The sequence below is a fragment of the Pantoea sp. R13S299 genome, assembly GCF_048515925.1.
Taxonomy (GTDB): Bacteria; Pseudomonadota; Gammaproteobacteria; order Enterobacterales; family Enterobacteriaceae; genus Pantoea.
This window is the reverse complement of sequence record NZ_JBLYEF010000001.1, coordinates 502,569-518,949: the sequence shown is the minus strand read 5'-3', so window position 1 is coordinate 518,949 and position 16,381 is coordinate 502,569. Positions and strand designations below refer to the sequence as shown.

Annotated in this window: 13 protein-coding genes; 2 read left to right on the top strand and 11 right to left on the bottom strand. The window is 53.6% G+C overall.

Annotated elements, in window-relative coordinates:
• Window positions 1–39: 39 nt before the first annotated feature.
• From kdsB to serC, 11 genes are all read right to left on the bottom strand, one after another.
• Entirely contained in the window at window positions 40–789 is a 750-nt protein-coding gene (gene kdsB, locus ACN1CO_RS02515) for a 3-deoxy-manno-octulosonate cytidylyltransferase (RefSeq protein WP_419137419.1), read from the bottom strand.
• Window positions 786–968 carry a Trm112 family protein gene (locus ACN1CO_RS02510; RefSeq protein WP_003849374.1) on the bottom strand — a complete coding sequence of 61 codons (183 nt, stop codon included), beginning with the start codon at window positions 966–968 and terminating at the stop codon, window positions 786–788. The genes kdsB and ACN1CO_RS02510 overlap by 4 nt, the downstream gene beginning before the upstream one ends.
• Window positions 969–1,073: 105 nt before the next feature.
• Window positions 1,074–2,288, bottom strand: coding sequence for a winged helix-turn-helix domain-containing protein (locus tag ACN1CO_RS02505; protein ID WP_419137417.1), 1,215 nt, complete (start codon window positions 2,286–2,288; stop codon window positions 1,074–1,076).
• Between the two features lie 39 nt (window positions 2,289–2,327).
• Window positions 2,328–3,314 carry a tetraacyldisaccharide 4'-kinase gene (gene lpxK / locus ACN1CO_RS02500; RefSeq protein WP_419137415.1) on the bottom strand — a complete coding sequence of 329 codons (987 nt, stop codon included), beginning with the start codon at window positions 3,312–3,314 and terminating at the stop codon, window positions 2,328–2,330.
• The gene (gene msbA, locus ACN1CO_RS02495) at window positions 3,311–5,059 is read right to left on the bottom strand and encodes a lipid A ABC transporter ATP-binding protein/permease MsbA (protein WP_419137413.1); all 1,749 of its coding nucleotides are present in this window, start codon (window positions 5,057–5,059) and stop codon (window positions 3,311–3,313) included. Before msbA ends, lpxK begins: the two co-directional genes overlap by 4 nt.
• Before the next feature lie 34 nt (window positions 5,060–5,093).
• Window positions 5,094–7,349: a DNA internalization-related competence protein ComEC/Rec2 gene (locus tag ACN1CO_RS02490; RefSeq protein ID WP_419137412.1), complete on the bottom strand. Its 2,256-nt coding sequence runs from the start codon at window positions 7,347–7,349 to the stop codon at window positions 5,094–5,096.
• Window positions 7,350–7,552: 203 nt separating this feature from the next.
• Window positions 7,553–7,837, bottom strand: a complete 285-nt coding sequence (ihfB, locus tag ACN1CO_RS02485) for an integration host factor subunit beta (RefSeq protein ID WP_003849360.1) — start codon at window positions 7,835–7,837, stop codon at window positions 7,553–7,555.
• An 82-nt stretch (window positions 7,838–7,919) separates the two neighbouring features.
• Window positions 7,920–9,593, bottom strand: a complete 1,674-nt coding sequence (rpsA, locus tag ACN1CO_RS02480; RefSeq protein WP_003849352.1) for a 30S ribosomal protein S1 — start codon at window positions 9,591–9,593, stop codon at window positions 7,920–7,922.
• Between the two features lie 108 nt (window positions 9,594–9,701).
• Entirely contained in the window at window positions 9,702–10,388 is a 687-nt protein-coding gene (cmk, locus tag ACN1CO_RS02475; RefSeq protein ID WP_419137409.1) for a (d)CMP kinase, read from the bottom strand.
• Between the two features lie 199 nt (window positions 10,389–10,587).
• Complete coding sequence (gene aroA / locus ACN1CO_RS02470) at window positions 10,588–11,874, bottom strand: 3-phosphoshikimate 1-carboxyvinyltransferase (protein ID WP_419137407.1); 1,287 nt, start codon at window positions 11,872–11,874, stop codon at window positions 10,588–10,590.
• 82 nt (window positions 11,875–11,956) lie between these two features.
• Window positions 11,957–13,042, bottom strand: coding sequence for a 3-phosphoserine/phosphohydroxythreonine transaminase (gene serC / locus ACN1CO_RS02465; protein WP_419137405.1), 1,086 nt, complete (start codon window positions 13,040–13,042; stop codon window positions 11,957–11,959).
• 313 nt (window positions 13,043–13,355) lie between these two features.
• On the opposite strand from serC, the gene ycaO reads away from it, so the two are divergent.
• Together ycaO and focA are read left to right on the top strand one after the other, a co-directional pair.
• Window positions 13,356–15,119 (top strand): 30S ribosomal protein S12 methylthiotransferase accessory factor YcaO, encoded by a 1,764-nt coding sequence (ycaO, locus tag ACN1CO_RS02460; protein WP_419137403.1) that lies wholly within the window; start codon window positions 13,356–13,358, stop codon window positions 15,117–15,119.
• Between the two features lie 373 nt (window positions 15,120–15,492).
• The gene (focA, locus tag ACN1CO_RS02455) at window positions 15,493–16,353 is read left to right on the top strand and encodes a formate transporter FocA (protein WP_419137401.1); all 861 of its coding nucleotides are present in this window, start codon (window positions 15,493–15,495) and stop codon (window positions 16,351–16,353) included.
• Window positions 16,354–16,381 lie beyond the last annotated feature (28 nt).

Here is a 16,381-nt window from a genome sequence, read left to right as displayed (position 1 = left end):
TAACGTGGTACTGAAACGGGGAGACTGGCTCCCCGGTTTTCAGGCCTGCATGGCAAGACGAACGCGTTGCAGATCGTCTGGCGTATCCACACCCACACTGGGGATGGTTTTCGCCACGGCGACATGAATTTTTTCGCCGTACCACAAAACACGCAGCTGCTCGAGCAGCTCAATCTGTTCCAGAGGACAAGGCGCCCAGGCAACATAGCGGCGAATAAAACCGGCACGATAAGCGTAGATGCCAATGTGGCGCAGCAGCGTGTCACCGATCTGCTCACGCGAGGCGGCATAGCGTTCACGATCCCACGGAATGGTAGCCCGTGAGAAATAGAGCGCGTAACCATTCACATCCATGACGACTTTCACCGCGTTCGGATTAAAGGCTTCTTCCGCATCGGTGATCGGTACCGCCAGCGTCGCCATTCCGGCCGCCGAGCCAGCCAGATTGGTCGCCACCTGGCGCACAATCTCTGCCGGAATCATCGGCTCATCACCCTGCACGTTGACGATGATTTCGTCATCCGCAAACTGATATTTTTCGATCACTTCCGCCAGCCGCTCCGTGCCGGACTGGTGATCGGCACGTGTCATGCAGACTTCTCCGCCTGCCGCCTCCACTGCCCGCGCCACATCGGGATGGTCGGTGGCAACAATGACCCGACTGGCACCCGATTCACGGGCGCGCTCCATCACATGCACGACCATCGGTTTACCATGAATATCGAGCAGCGGCTTGCCGGGTAAGCGGGTTGACGCATAGCGCGCAGGAATGATGGCAGTGAAACTCATGGATGAATCTCTTCCACTGACAGCGTGCGGGCTTCCGTTTCCAGCAGGACCGGAATGCCGTCACGAACCGGGAAGGCCAGGCCATCAGGTTTGCAGATCAGCTCCTGCTGAGCATTGTTGAAGTAAAGTTTGCCATTGCACACTGGGCAGGCAACGATTTCGAGTAAACGATGATCCATATGTCCTCCATCAGGGACCGAATGCTTAAGGGTTCAAGCATACCATAGCGTGGCGCATGCGGGATGGGGTAAAACGCCATCCCGCTGCGGCTGCCGCAAAATTGATTAATCCAGCCTCCACAGGGCTGGCCAGTGCTCTTTAAGCGCATCGGGTGCCTGCAGGATGGCAACGCTTTCTGCCCCCTGCCAGGCGGCGAAACGTTCAATCGCACGCCGGATATCCGCGACAAAGCGCGCCGTAATGCGGGTCTTCTCTTCCAGCCAGATGTTTTTAATCTCCAGCTGTTTTACCTGACGCAGCATGCGGGCATCAAGCCGTCCTTTTATCTGACCGCGATGGAGGATCGGCAACACAAAATAGCCAAATTTGCGTTTTTCCTCGGGGGTGTAGCACTCGATACGATAGTCAAAGTTGAACAGCTCCCGCGCACGTTTGCGATCCCAGACCACCGGATCAAACGGCGACAGCAGTGTGCTATGCGTAGCCTGCAGCGGCGTCTCCAGCAACGGCAGGTAATCACGATGCAGCCACATCTCACCCAGCCCCTCTGTATTGACGGCGACCAGATCGCCGGCAGCCTGCGCATCAGCGATAAAGTCGTTCAGGGGTGCCCGCTTCAGGCGATAGTAGTCCGGCAGCCAGGCCGTGCGGAAAATCCCTAAGCTGCGGGCACTGTTCATCAGCATCTGACGGGTTGCTTCGGCTTCACTGATGCCATGTATTTCATCCTGCCAGTCGGGCATCACGCGGTTGCGCAAATCATAGACGCGCTGAAAATTACGGCGTTCGGTAACCATCAGCTCACCGGCGCTGAAAAGATTCTCCAGATGGCGTTTGTGGGGTTTCCAGTCCCACCAGCCTGATTTCGGATTATCGGCGTGAGCAAAATCAGCGGCGCGCACCGGGCCGTGTTCCCGAATCTGCTGCAGTAGTTCAGCAATCGCCTGCTGGTGGTCAGCGACCCATTGCGCATTGTATTTCCAGCCCAGACGTTCCGGCGACAGCATGCGATGACGAAGAAGTCTGTAATCGGCGCGGGGAATAAAGCAGGCCTCGTGCGCCCAGTACTCGAAGAGTTCACCCTGGACCAGCGCCTGTTCCAGCCATGTTTGAGGATAGTTTCCCAGACGGCTGAACAGCACCAGATAGGGACTGCGGGCCACGACATGGATGGTGTCGATTTGCAGCAGCGACATGCGGGAGATGCAGTTAATCAGATCCTGGTAAACCGCGCGTTTTGCCGGCGCACGTAGCAGGCCCTGCGCGGCGAGATGAAGGTGACGGGCTTGCTGTAACGAAAGTGAATGCGGGCTGTTCATCCTCTTCCTTATCAGGCTTTGCCTGAATGGGTGCGGGTATCAGGGAGTGCGGCGGCAGAGTTGTTCGATATCAGTCAGTAAAGGCATAACAGCCTTACCGGTTAAATGGGCATCGACCGGCAGATACCACCAGTCCGACCGGGCAAAGTGACGGCATTTGACCGCGTCCTTTTCGGTCATCAGCAGTTGCTGACCCGGCTGGAGTAATCGGGTCAGCTCATCCTCGCTGTAAGCATGATGATCGGCAAAGGCGATCTCGGCGTCCGGCGTGATTCCCTGCTGTTTAAGCGTGGTGAAAAAACGAGGAGGATGACCAATACCCGCCATAGCAACTACCGCACCCAGTTGCTCAGGCGGGCAGGTTTCACCGGTCAGCAGATTGGTGGCCACACCGGGCTGAAGTTGCATGGCAATCTCGTCGGGCAGCGCTTCGCCGCCGTTAATAATGACGGCATCGACCTGCTTCAGACGATCAGCATGTTCGCGCATCGGACCCGCAGGTAACCACCAGCCATTCCCAAAGCGACGTACCCCATCAACCACCACAATTTCGCGATCGCGCTGCAGGGCGTAATGTTGCAGGCCATCATCAGTGATGATCACATCCAGCGAACCCTGTTGCAGTAACGCCTCAATCGCCTGTCGCCTTTTGGGAGCCACCGCGACCGGCGCCCCGGTTCGCTGGGCGATTAAAACCGGCTCATCACCGGCCTGTTCCGTGCTGGTCTGTGCGGTGACCAGCAAGGGATAGTGATCCGCCTTGCCGCCATACCCTCTGGAGACCACGCCAGCGCGCAGGCCGCGCTGCTGCAATGCCTCGACCAGCCAGATGACAACCGGCGTCTTTCCATTGCCACCGGCAGTCAGGTTACCCACCACCACGACCGGCAGAGGTGCGCGCCAGCTTTTACGCCAGCCGCGCCGGTAACTGAAACGTATCAGGGTGGTGATCGCACCATAAAGCAGGCTGAATGGCCATAGCAGCAGCCATAGCGGTGAGCGACCACTCCAGATACGTTCAATCATTGGCCGAATTGCATCTTGTGCAGCTGTGCATAGGCGCCGCGTTCTGCTAACAACACCTGATGCGTACCACGTTCAACAATCTGACCATCTTCAATCACGACGATCTCATCCGCTTTCTCGATGGTAGAGAGCCGATGCGCAATGACCAGCGAGGTACGGTTCTTCTGCAATTCATCCAGTGCCGACTGAATGGCGCGTTCTGACTCGGTATCCAGCGCAGAGGTCGCTTCATCCAGGATCAGAATCGGGCAATCGCGCAGCAGTGCACGGGCGATGGCGATACGCTGACGCTGACCGCCAGATAACAGCACGCCATTCTCGCCAATCACCGTATCCAGGCCTTTGTCCATTTTATTGATAAAGTCCATGGCATGCGCCATGGTGGCCGCCTGCTCGATCTCTGCACGGCTATATTGCTCACTGCGGGCATAAGCGATGTTATTAGCAATGGTGTCGTTGAAGAGATGCACATTCTGCGAGACCAGTGCTACCTGATTACGCAGCGAGCGCAGGCTGTACTCACGCAGGTCATGACCGTCCAGCAGGATTTCGCCCTGCTGAATGTCATAAAAGCGGGTCAGCAGGCTCGCCATCGTAGACTTACCGGAACCTGAACGGCCCACCAGCGCCACTGTTTTACCTGCCGGCAGCGACAGATTGATATTACGCAGTGCCGGAATATCACGGCCCGGGTAGGTAAAGGTCACATCACGGAATTCGATATCCCCTTTAGCACGGGTGATTTCGCGTGTGCCGTTGTCCACTTCCTGCTCGCTATCCAGAATCGAGAACAGGGTCTGGCAGGCCGCCATGCCACGCTGGAACTGGGCATTGACGTTGGTCAGAGACTTAAGCGGGCGCATCAGGGCAATCATCGAGGAGAAGACGACGGTGATCGTACCGGCTGTCAGGGTATCCATTACGCTTGGGAAGCTGGCGGCATAGAGGACAAAAGCCAGGGCCAGCGACGCGATCAGCTGAATAATTGGATCAGAAATGGACGAGGCTGAAACCAGTTTCATTCCCTGCTGACGCATGCGGTTACTGACGCGGGAAAAACGCTCCGATTCAATTTCCTGACCGCCAAAAATCAGCACTTCTTTGTGACCCTTCAGCATCTGCTCGGCGCTGGTTGTCACCTGCCCCATGGTGTTCTGCATACTTTTGCTGATGGTGCGGAAACGCTTGGACACGGTGCGGATTGCAAATGAGACGATAGGAGCCAGTACAATCAGGATCAACGACAGCTGCCAGCTGTAGTAGAACATCATGATGAACAGGCCAATAATCGAGGCACCTTCACGCACGACGGTGACCAGTGCGCCCGAAGAAGAGGAGGCGACCTGCTCAGAATCGTAGGTAATGCGCGACAACAGGGTACCGGTGGACTGCTGGTCAAAAAACGAAACCGGCATGCCCATCATATGGCTGAACAGCCGACGGCGGATATTCATCACGACGTTGCCAGAGACCCAGGAGATGCAGTAGCTGGAGATATAACTGGTTATTCCGCGTACCACCATCAGGCCAATAACCACCAATGGCATCCATAGCATCACCGACCTGTCAGCTTTACCAAAGCCATCATCCAGTAACGGTTTCAACAGGGAGAGCATTAAGGCGTCGCCCGCAGCATTAATAATCAGGGCGACAGAGGCCACGATTAATCCCGCTTTATTAGGCGCGATCATCGGCCAGAGTCGGCGAAACGTCTGCCACGTAGAGAGATCTTTATCTTGATGCATTATTTATTCACGCTGTTGGAAATAGCCGGCCATTCTACCTGGATTCGCGTTTGACGCCAAACCACTGATGATACCAACGGGGCATTAATTGTTCCCGCAGGGTAGAAACCTGCACTCTGCCCTGCTCTATCCTGATACTGATCTGTCCTGACTGGCCCGTATCCAGCCACTGAAATCCGGCCGTTCGGTAATTTTCCAGCACATTTTTCGCGGGCATGCGCCAGGCATTGTAGCGCGCCAGAGAGGCGATAGCAGTGTGCCCTTCTGTTTTGCGCAGCAACAGAGAGGTCGACGACGTCCGGCTACCATGGTGCGGCACCTGCAGAATATCAACTTTCAGACCCAGCTTCTCCAGCGCCACCAGCTGGCGTTCTGCTTTAGCCTCAATATCGCCGGTTAACATCAGCCGGACCTGGCCATCATCGACGATGACCACACAGGAGTCATTATTCCCACCCGGTAAAGGTGCCGTCAGCGGCCATACGACCCTAAAATGGAGCCGCCGCCAGCGCCACTGCGTGCCACGTACACAGGGTAAATGCCCCTTATCTGCCAGTGCGCTTCTGACTTCGACCGCGGGCCAGCGTTGCGTGATCGCCTCCAGCCCGCCCGTATGATCAAGATGCTTATGACTGAGGATGACCTGTTTTAATCGCAGCTGTCTGCGCTCCAGCCACGGAATGATCACCCGACTACCCGCATTATCATTCTGCCAGCGAGGTCCGGTGTCATACATCACTGCCTCATCGCCCTGACTGATCACCAGGCTTAGTCCATGCCCGATGTCCAGCATATCGATGCGCCAGCCCTGTTCCTGTTGTGGCTGGCGACTCAGTATCATCGCCAGCGCTAACGCACAGCTGCTTAAGGGCAGAGAGAAGAAGAACTGCGCACGCCAGAGAATCAAACCGCCCCATACCATTACCGTAAACCAGGTTGTGCCACTCAGCGGCCACCAGCCCGGCGGCAGCAACGTCAGGCAGTGAAACAGAGAACGCAACGAGAGATCGGCCGCGCCCCAGAAGAAGCCCGATATATGGGCCACCGGCAACAGCATGGCAAGTGTCACTAATGGCATGGTGATAAACGAGACGACCGGGATAGCGACAACATTTGCTACCAGTGCGGTCAGGCTAATCCCGTTAAATATCGCCACCTGCAACGGCACCATCAAAATCATCATGCCTGCCTGCAAATGCAGCAGTTGTACCGGAATCCAGCGCCGTTGATGACGGAATCTTGCAGGCAGCGGGAACCAGTGGTACCAGACCAGTAACATCCCAACAGCCAGAACCGAGAGCCAGAAGCTGTCGGACAGCACAGTCAGCGGATCGGTCACCAGCAGCAATGCAATACAGAACGTCCAGACCTGCCAGCTATTCAGCTGAACCCCCGCAAACCGGGTTATTGCCCATAGTGACAGGGCCAGCAGTGAACGGGCTGCAGGCGGCTGTGCTCCAGAGAGCCAGGTGTAGACTGCAGCAAATAGCCAGCTCACGATGAGGGGGAAAAGATAGCCGATGAAGCGCGCTGGCAGGATAAATTGCACCCCACGCGCAATCACCCAGCCAGTGCTGGCGGCCAGGGCGATATGCATGCCCGATATCGCCATCAGATGCGCGGTGCCTGTATCACGCAGTAGCTGACGTGTCTGCTGGCTCATCTCATCCCTGATGCCAAACGCCAGCGCCTCCAGCGTGGCACGAAAAGGCATTTCCCGGGTTCTTTCACGGTGCCATACAATAAATCGCCAGCGGCCATCACAGTGTTCGCTGACGGCAGCCTGTTTAAGGATCCGCCCCTGCAGCGGCGTATTATTAGCCAGTGCAAAACGCTGCGCATCAAAGTCACCTTCATTAAGGCGGGCATGGACCGGTCGCAGACGGAGTTGCATGGTCCAGCGCTGACCCGGACAGTAAATCTCCGGATCAGTATCGAAAAAGAGCCAGGCAAAGCGAGGCGGAAATATCATCCTGCCCTGCTCTTCCAGCAGACGAACCCGGATTTGCTTCCGCTCTTTTCGCAGTTCATCAATCTGAAGGGTAAAGGTGGCGGGCCGTGCGGAGAGCTGTTCGATATTCCGCACCATCAGACGCGCGTCGTTACTGGCCCATGCCAGAAACAGCAGAGTGATACCGGTCAGACGAAGCGGCGGGTAAGCGCAATGCAGCAGAGCCAGACCCACGAGGACCAGCAGCAGAATAGCCTCACCTGATGGCAGCCTCGCCATCAGCAGTAGCGGTAACGTTGCAACGATCGCCAGTCGCGCCAGAACGGTCCATGTCAGCATAATCATATCCATTGATTCAGTTCGATTATTCTGAGCAATTGGGGAGAAATTAACAGTGGACGATGAGTGAGGCTGGAGCCGTCTCGCAAGGAGAGCGCGGCATTGCAGTGTTGATCAGCGCAATCTGGATGTCAGGTCTCAACCTGAATAGCAGGCAAAAAAAACGACATCCGGAGATGTCGTTTATCTGGTTCGGTATCAGCTTAGCCGTAGATATTTGCGCGATCGCGCAGTTCTTTGCCTGGCTTAAAGTGGGGAACGTACTTACCTTCCAGATCCACTTTGTCACCCGTTTTCGGGTTACGTCCAGTACGCGGAGCGCGATAATGCAAAGAAAAGCTGCCGAATCCCCGGATTTCGATGCGTTCGCCCTGGGCCAGCGTAGTGGCCATGTGCTCCAGCATCTCTTTTACTGCATCCTCAACGACTTTCGCCGGTATGTGAGTATGCTGTCCCGCCAGTCTTTCGATCAGTTCTGACTTGGTCATGTAACCTCCGGTTTATCCCTGTTGGAATGTATGACAGCTTTTACCGAAACCGGGTGGTTGCCCACCCGGTGCTTCAGGTCGATTACTCGCCTTTAGCCGCTTTGAACGCTTCAGCCATAGCGCTAGAGAAATTGCCTTCTTCCTGTTTGGTGTTAACAGTATTGATAGCTTCTTTCTCATCAGCCTGGTCTTTCGCACGGACAGACAGGCTTACGACACGGTTTTTACGATCAACGCCGGTGAACTTAGCTTCAACGTCGTCGCCAACGTTCAGAACCAGAGTTGCATCTTCAATGCGGTCCAGTGAAGCTTCAGAAGCGCGCAGGTAACCCTCAACGCCGTCTGCTAATTCAACTGTAGCACCTTTAGCATCAACTGCAGTCACTTTACCGGTGACGATGGCACCTTTCTTGTTCAAAGTGATGTAGTTGTTGAACGGATCTTCTGCCAGCTGTTTAACGCCCAGTGAGATACGCTCGCGCTCTGCATCAACCTGCAGTACAACGGCAGCGATTTCGTCGCCTTTTTTGTACTCACGAACGGCTTCTTCGCCAGTCGCGTTCCAGGAAATGTCAGACAGGTGAACCAGACCGTCGATGCCGCCGTCCAGGCCGATGAAGATACCGAAGTCAGTGATTGACTTGATTTTACCTTCAACACGATCGCCTTTGTTGTGCGTCTCAGCGAACAGCTGCCATGGGTTAGATTTACACTGCTTCAGACCCAGGGAGATACGACGACGCTCTTCGTCAATGTCCAGAACCATAACTTCAACAACATCGCCTACGTTAACAACTTTAGACGGATGGATGTTTTTGTTAGTCCAGTCCATTTCAGACACGTGTACAAGACCTTCAACGCCTTCTTCGATTTCCACGAAGCAGCCGTAATCAGTCAGGTTGGTAACACGACCGGTCAGGCGGGTGCCTTCCGGATAGCGTTTAGCGATAGCAACCCATGGATCTTCGCCCAGCTGCTTCAGACCCAGAGAAACACGGGTACGCTCGCGGTCGAACTTCAGCACCTTAACGGTGATTTCGTCGCCAACGTTAACGATTTCGCTTGGATGCTTAACACGCTTCCACGCCATGTCAGTGATGTGCAGCAGGCCATCAACGCCGCCCAGATCAACGAATGCACCGTAGTCAGTGAGGTTCTTAACGATACCTTTAACTTCCATGCCTTCCTGCAGGTTTTCCAGCAGCTGATCGCGCTCTGCGCTGTTTTCGGATTCGATAACCGCACGACGTGAAACCACGACGTTGTTGCGTTTCTGATCCAGCTTGATCACTTTGAATTCAAGCTCTTTGCCTTCCAGGTGCAGCGTATCGCGCACCGGACGCACATCTACCAGTGAACCTGGCAGGAACGCACGGATACCGTTCAGCTCAACTGTGAAGCCGCCTTTAACTTTGCCGTTGATAACACCGGTAACAGTTTCAGCGTCTTCGTAAGCTTTCTCCAGCGTGATCCATGCTTCATGGCGCTTAGCTTTCTCACGGGACAGCAGGGTTTCACCGAAGCCGTCTTCCACTGCATCCAGAGCAACATCAACTTCGTCGCCTACCTGGATTTCCAGTTCGCCGGCTGCGTTCTTGAACTGCTCTGCAGGAATTGCAGATTCAGATTTCAGACCCGCATCAACCAGAACGACATCTTTGTCGATAGAAACGACGATGCCACGAACGATAGAACCCGGGCGGGTTTCGATTGTTTTTAAGGATTCTTCAAATAGTTGAGCAAAAGATTCAGTCATATTGATAATCTTCAGGATTCTTCAATTTAACGTCCATCTGACTTCATGTCGGATGGGGTTGTTTCACATGCCCGGCACCTGATCCATGGTACAGGGTGATAAATTCAGTTAAGCCGGAATGCCCAACTTCTCGCGGGCATAGTGTAGCGCTTTTTCAATGACTTGATCGATAGACATCTCAGTAGAGTCCAGAACCAATGCATCGCCAGCGGCTACTAAAGGTGCGATTGCGCGGTTACGATCGCGGTCGTCGCGTTCTTTTATCTCGGCTAAAAGGCGGTCAAAGTTAACATTAAAGCCATTGTCCTGCAACTGTAGCATACGGCGCTGAGCACGCTCTTCCGGGCTGGCATCAAGGAAAATTTTCACGGGTGCATCCGGGAAAACCACGGTGCCCATATCACGTCCATCCGCAATCAGGCCCGGCATCTCGCGGAAACCGCGCTGGCGGCGCAGTAGTGCCTCGCGCACCCGGGGAAAGGCAGCGACACGTGAGGCGGTGTTGCTGACCTCCTGAGTACGGATTTCACCGGTAACATCTTCACCTTCAAGTATGACCTGCATTTCACCGTTTTGTGACACAAAGCGCACATCGAGGTGTGCAGCAATCGGCACCAGCGACTCTTCAGATTCAATGTCCACCTGATGATGCAATGCGGCTAACGCCAGCACGCGATAAATAGCACCGGAGTCCAGCAGATGCCATTGCAGCGATTCCGCCATCGCTTTGCACAGGGTTCCCTTTCCCGCTCCACTTGGCCCATCAATAGTTATGACCGGGGCAGTTACTGTCATTATTCCCTCCTGTTGCTGCGTGCTTCCTGACCTTTCGGTCACCATTAATGACTAGCATTATACGCTGCATAGCGCGGCTTGGTTACCCTTTCGCACTAACGGGGTTCGTAATGTGAGTTAATTCAGAGGATCTCTGGGCCGTTACAGCCAGATTAAATCGGGGGAGATCCGGTGCGGAATCGCACCGGAAAGGGAGGTATCAGGCGCTCTGGCTGATTTTAGCCAGCTGAACGAAATAGTCCGGGAAGGTTTTTGCCGTACAGCCAGGATCAAGAATGGTCACTGGCGTATCGGAAAGGGCAACTAAAGAAAAACACATCGCCATGCGGTGGTCGTTGTAAGTACCAATGTCAGCATGAATCAGCGTCGCTGGCGGTGTAATACGGATAAAGTCATGACCTTCTTCGACTTCGGCACCCACTTTACGCAGTTCTGTAGCCATGGCGCTCAGGCGATCGGTCTCTTTTACCCGCCAGTTATAAATATTGCGTAGCTGGGTGGTTCCTTCAGCAAACAGCGCGGTGGTTGCGATGGTCATTGCGGCATCCGGGATATGGTTCATGTCCATATCGATGGCCTGCAGCTTTCCTGCCGTGCAGGCAATGTAATCATCGCCCCACTCAATCGTCGCACCCATTTTTTCCAGCACATCAGCAAAACGGATGTCACCCTGCACACTCTGACGTCCGATACCGGTGACGCGAACCGTTCCACCTTTTATGGCGGCAGCAGCCAGGAAATAGGAGGCGGAAGAGGCATCGCCTTCAACCAGGTAATCACCCGGTGACTGGTACTGCTGCTGGCCTTTGATCAGGAATCGCTGATAGTTCTGATTCTCGACGTCGACGCCAAAGCACTGCATCAGATTCAGAGTGATATCGATATAAGGTTTGGAAACCAAATCACCTTTGATGGTGATGCAGGTATCCTGCTGCGCCAGCGGCGCGGTCATCAGCAGTGCCGTCAGGAACTGACTGGAGACGCTGCCATCCACACTGACTTCACCGCCGGTAAAACCACCGCGTAAACGCAACGGCGGATAGTTTTCGTTTTCCAGGTACTCGATGGTTGCTCCACCCTGACGAAGCGCGTCAACCAGATGACCGATTGGCCGCTCTTTCATGCGGGGTTCACCGGTCAGTTCGATATCGTGCTCGCCCAGACAAAGTGCCGCGGCCAGCGGACGCATTGCGGTGCCGGCATTGCCCAGAAACAGTGATAGCGGTTGAGAGGTATGCAGTGGTCCGGCATTTCCCGTGACTTCACACACGGTACGATCGCTGGAAAGCGTATAGCTTACGCCCAGCGCGGTCAGCGCATTCAGCATGTGCTTCACATCATCGCTGTCGAGCAGATTAGTGAGACGGGTGGTGCCTTTAGCCAGCGCAGCCAGCAACAATGCGCGATTAGAAACGCTCTTTGAGCCAGGCAGATTTACGGTGCCATTGACGCGCGCAATCGGTTGGAGAGTCAGGGAGTCCTGCATGTGAAACGAAATCCTCAAAAAATACAGAGACCTCGCCATGTGACGAGGTCTGGCATCAGCATCAATGCTGATATCTTAGTAATCAACCGTGACGACGTTCAAAATCGACCATGAAATCGGTCAGCGCCTTCACACCTTCCAGCGGCATCGCATTATAAATAGAGGCGCGCATACCGCCTACTACACGATGTCCTTTGAGCGCATGTAATCCCGCCTTAAATGACTCTTCCAGGAACAGCGCATCAAGTGACGCATCCGCCAGCTGGAAAGGAATATTCATGCGTGAGCGGTTTTCTGTCGCCACATCATTGCGATAGAAGCCACTGTGATCGATGACGCCATAAAGCAGGTCAGATTTTGCCTGATTAATACGATCTATCTCAGCGACACCGCCCTTCTCTTTAAGCCATTTAAACACCAGCCCTGAGAGATACCACGCAAATGTCGGCGGAGTGTTAAACATCGAATCGTTATCGGCCAGCACTTTGTAATCGAGGATTGATGGCACTGACGCATGCGCCTGGCCCAGCAGATCTTCGCGGACGACGACCAGGGTTAATCCAGCCGGACCCACATTTTTCTGCGCACCTGCATAAATCACACCATAGCGACTGACATCGATCGGGCGAGACAGAATGGTGGATGAGAAATCAGCCACAACGGTTTTATTGCCAAAGTCGGGTTGTTCATCAATAGCGATGCCATCAATGGTTTCATTCGGGCAAAAATGCAGGTATGCGGACGCTTCACTTACCTGCCACTCGCTCATCGGCAGGATGGCACGTTTACCGTCGCGGGTGGTTTTGACATCCAGCGTGCGGGGGGAACAATACTTTTCTGCTTCCTTGATTGCGCTATGCGCCCAGTAACCACCATCAACATAGTCGGCGCTGGTCGCCTGACCCAGCAGATTACCCGGTACAGCAGCGAACTGCGCACGCGCTCCGCCATGACAGAATAAAACTTTGTAATTAGACGGTATTTTTAGCAGATCACGGAAGTCCTGCTCAGCTTCTTCAGCCACCTGAATAAACTCTTTACTGCGGTGACTGATCTCCATTACAGAGGTACCCAGACCGCGCCAGTTCGTCAGTTCCTGTTCTGCACGACGAAGCACTTCAACCGGTAGCATCGCCGGGCCAGAGCTAAAATTATAAACTTGCGTCATTTCCCCTCACCACTGTCATATCGAACGGTTATGAATAACCATCCGGTTTTATCACTGCATTCTGATAGCTGCAATCATAAATCAGGGCGCGGTCACATTTTCTGAATCCGGCTCGCCGGAGGTTATGTTACCAATGCAAACCAGCGCGGAATTTTGTGAGGCTTCATCCAGCACCATTAATCCGCGTTTGGCCTGAGAGCCGATGTGATAAAAACTAAGCCGGTAAAAAAGTCCCGCCCTGATAGCGGTCTGTTAGCAAAATCCGTATCATTGCGCGCTTTACGCACCCTATGACAACTGAGAGAGCGGCACTATGACGCAAACATTTATCCCGGGCAAAGATGCCGCACTGGAAGACTCCATTGCGCGTTTCCAGAACAAGCTGCAGGATCTTGGCTTTAACATTGAAGAAGCTTCCTGGCTGAATCCTGTTCCCCACGTCTGGTCAGTGCATATCCGCGACCGCGATTGCCCGCTCTGCTTTACCAACGGCAAGGGCGCCAGTAAAAAAGCGGCACTGGCCTCTGCTCTGGGCGAGTATTTTGAGCGTCTCTCAACTAACTACTTTTTTGCAGACTTCTGGCTGGGGAAAAAGATCGCTAATGGCGACTTTGTTCATTACCCAAATGAAAAATGGTTTGCATTACCTGAGGATGAGTCCTTACCAGAAGGCATCCTGGATGCGCGCCTGCACGCGTTTTACGATCCCGACAATGCTCTGACGGCGTCCGGCCTGATTGATCTGCAATCTGGCAATGCTGAGCGTGGTATCTGCGCCCTGCCATTTACCCGCCAGTCCGATCAGCAAACCGTTTACATCCCGATGAATATTATCGGCAACCTCTATGTCTCAAACGGCATGTCAGCGGGCAACACCGCGAATGAAGCGCGTGTTCAGGGACTGTCTGAAGTGTTTGAGCGCTACATTAAAAACCGCATTATTGCGGAAGCGATCAGCCTGCCAGCGATTCCTGATGAGGTGATGCAGCGTTATCCTGAAGTGATCGAGGCGATTACCCGCCTTGAAGCGGAAGGCTTCCCGATTTTCGCTTACGACGCCTCGCTGGGCGGCAAATATCCGGTTATCTGTGTGGTGCTGTTTAACCCGACCAACGGAACCTGTTTTGCTTCATTCGGTGCGCATCCTGATTTCGGTGTGGCACTGGAGCGTACCGTCACCGAGTTGCTGCAGGGCCGCAGCCTTAAAGATCTGGATGTCTTTACCCCACCGACTTTTGATGACGAAGAAGTGGCTGAGCATGCCAACCTTGAAACACACTTCATCGATTCAAGCGGCCTGATCTCCTGGGATCTGTTCAAAGAGACGGCGGATTATCCCTTTGTCGACTGGTCATTTGCAGGCAGCACCGAGCAGGAGTTTGCCACGCTGATGGCAATTTTCGCCTCGGAAGATCAGGAAGTTTATATTGCTGACTATGAGCATCTGGGCGTCTATGCCTGCCGCATCATCGTACCTGGCATGTCTGATATCTATCCGGCGGAAGATCTCTTCCTGGCGAATAACAGCATGGGTGCGGGCATGCGTGAAACCCTGTTAGCCCTGCCTGACAGCAACTGGAACCCGGAAGAGTATCTGGATCTGATTGGTCAGCTTGATGATGAAGGTTTTGATGACTTCACCCGCGTTCGTGAACTGCTGGGTCTGGCGACGGGTAAAGACAACGGCTGGTACACACTGCGTGTTGGCGAATTAAAAGCGATGCTGGCGCTGGCAGGCGGCGATCTGGATCAGGCATTGATCTGGACCGAGTGGACTATGGAGTTCAACAGCTCAATCTTCACGCCAGAGCGGGCTAACTACTATCGTTGCCTGCAGACTCTGCTGTTACTGGCAATGGAAGATGAGCGCGATCCGCTGCAGTATCATCACGCTTTCCTGCGTATGTACGGTGAGAGCGCGATGGAAGCGGCTTCAGCCGCCATTAGCGGCGAACATCCATTCAACGGTCTTCAGGCTATTGATGATGAGCTGCAGGCATTCCCGGCCCATCAGTCTCTGCTTGCAGCTTACGAAAAACTGCAAACGGCTAAGCGTCTCTACTGGAAGAATGCGTAAGTCATAACGCGTCAGATCAGAAAAAAGGATTAAAAATGGCACCGCATCTATCGGGTGCCATCATTCCTCCACTTTTTCCATGAAACATTAGCTGCATTAAATTTCCTTTCGATTACAACACATCAATTTAATTAACAATTAAGCCATTAATAAATAACAAATCCCAGTCGAGAATTGCGGCTCAGCATTTAAATTTAAAATATTTTTGTATTTTTAAAATTTATTTATTTATTAAAATTCATCAGCTTAAATAAAAACACTCTTCTTTATTTGTGACAGGTTTGCTACCGCTTCGGCAAACATGATCCACATCAATTACTGACCTATACTCCTTTGTTAGTATTTTTTCAGACAACTTCTGGAGTAAGTTAGTGTGAAAACTGACAACCCTTTTAATCTTTTATTACCAGCCGCAATGGCGAAAGTCGCCGAAGACGCCGGTATCTATAAAGCCACCAAACATCCTTTCACCACCTTCTTTCTGGCGATAAACGCTGGCGTCTTTATCTCCATCGCATTCGTTTTTTATATTACCGCGACCACCGGCAGCGGTGCGATGCCCTATGGCATAGCCAAACTGATTGGCGGAGTCTGTTTCTCGCTCGGCTTAATGCTGGTTGTGGTCTGTGGCGCAGACCTCTTTACCTCTACGGTGTTAATCGTCGTCGCCAAAGCCAGTGGTCGCATCAGCTGGGGACAGTTGGCCCGCAACTGGATTAACGTTTACGCCGGTAACCTTGCAGGTGCCCTCTTCTTCGTTGCGCTGATGTGGTTTGCCGGACAACATATGGTCGCGAATGGCGCATGGGGATTGAACGTCCTGGAAACCGCCGATCACAAGATGCATCACACCTTCATCGAAGCGGTTTGTCTGGGTACCCTGGCGAATCTGCTGGTCTGCCTCGCCGTCTGGATGAGTTACTCCGGCCGTACCCTGACTGATAAGCTGGTGGTGATGATTCTGCCTGTTGGGATGTTTGTCGCCAGCGGTTTCGAGCACAGCATCGCCAATATGTTCCTGATCCCTTATGCCATTGTCATCCGCGACTTCGCGGCACCTGAGTTCTGGCAGGCTGCTGGCACCACGGCTGCACAGTTTCACTCGCTTACCATCAGTAACTTTATTCTCGACAACCTGATTCCTGTGACCATCGGTAACATCATTGGCGGCGGCATTCTGGTTGGGTTGACCTACTGGGTTATCTATCTCCGTAAAGGTGACCAGGCTCATTAAACGCATTTTTGACGGCACAGAACTTAGA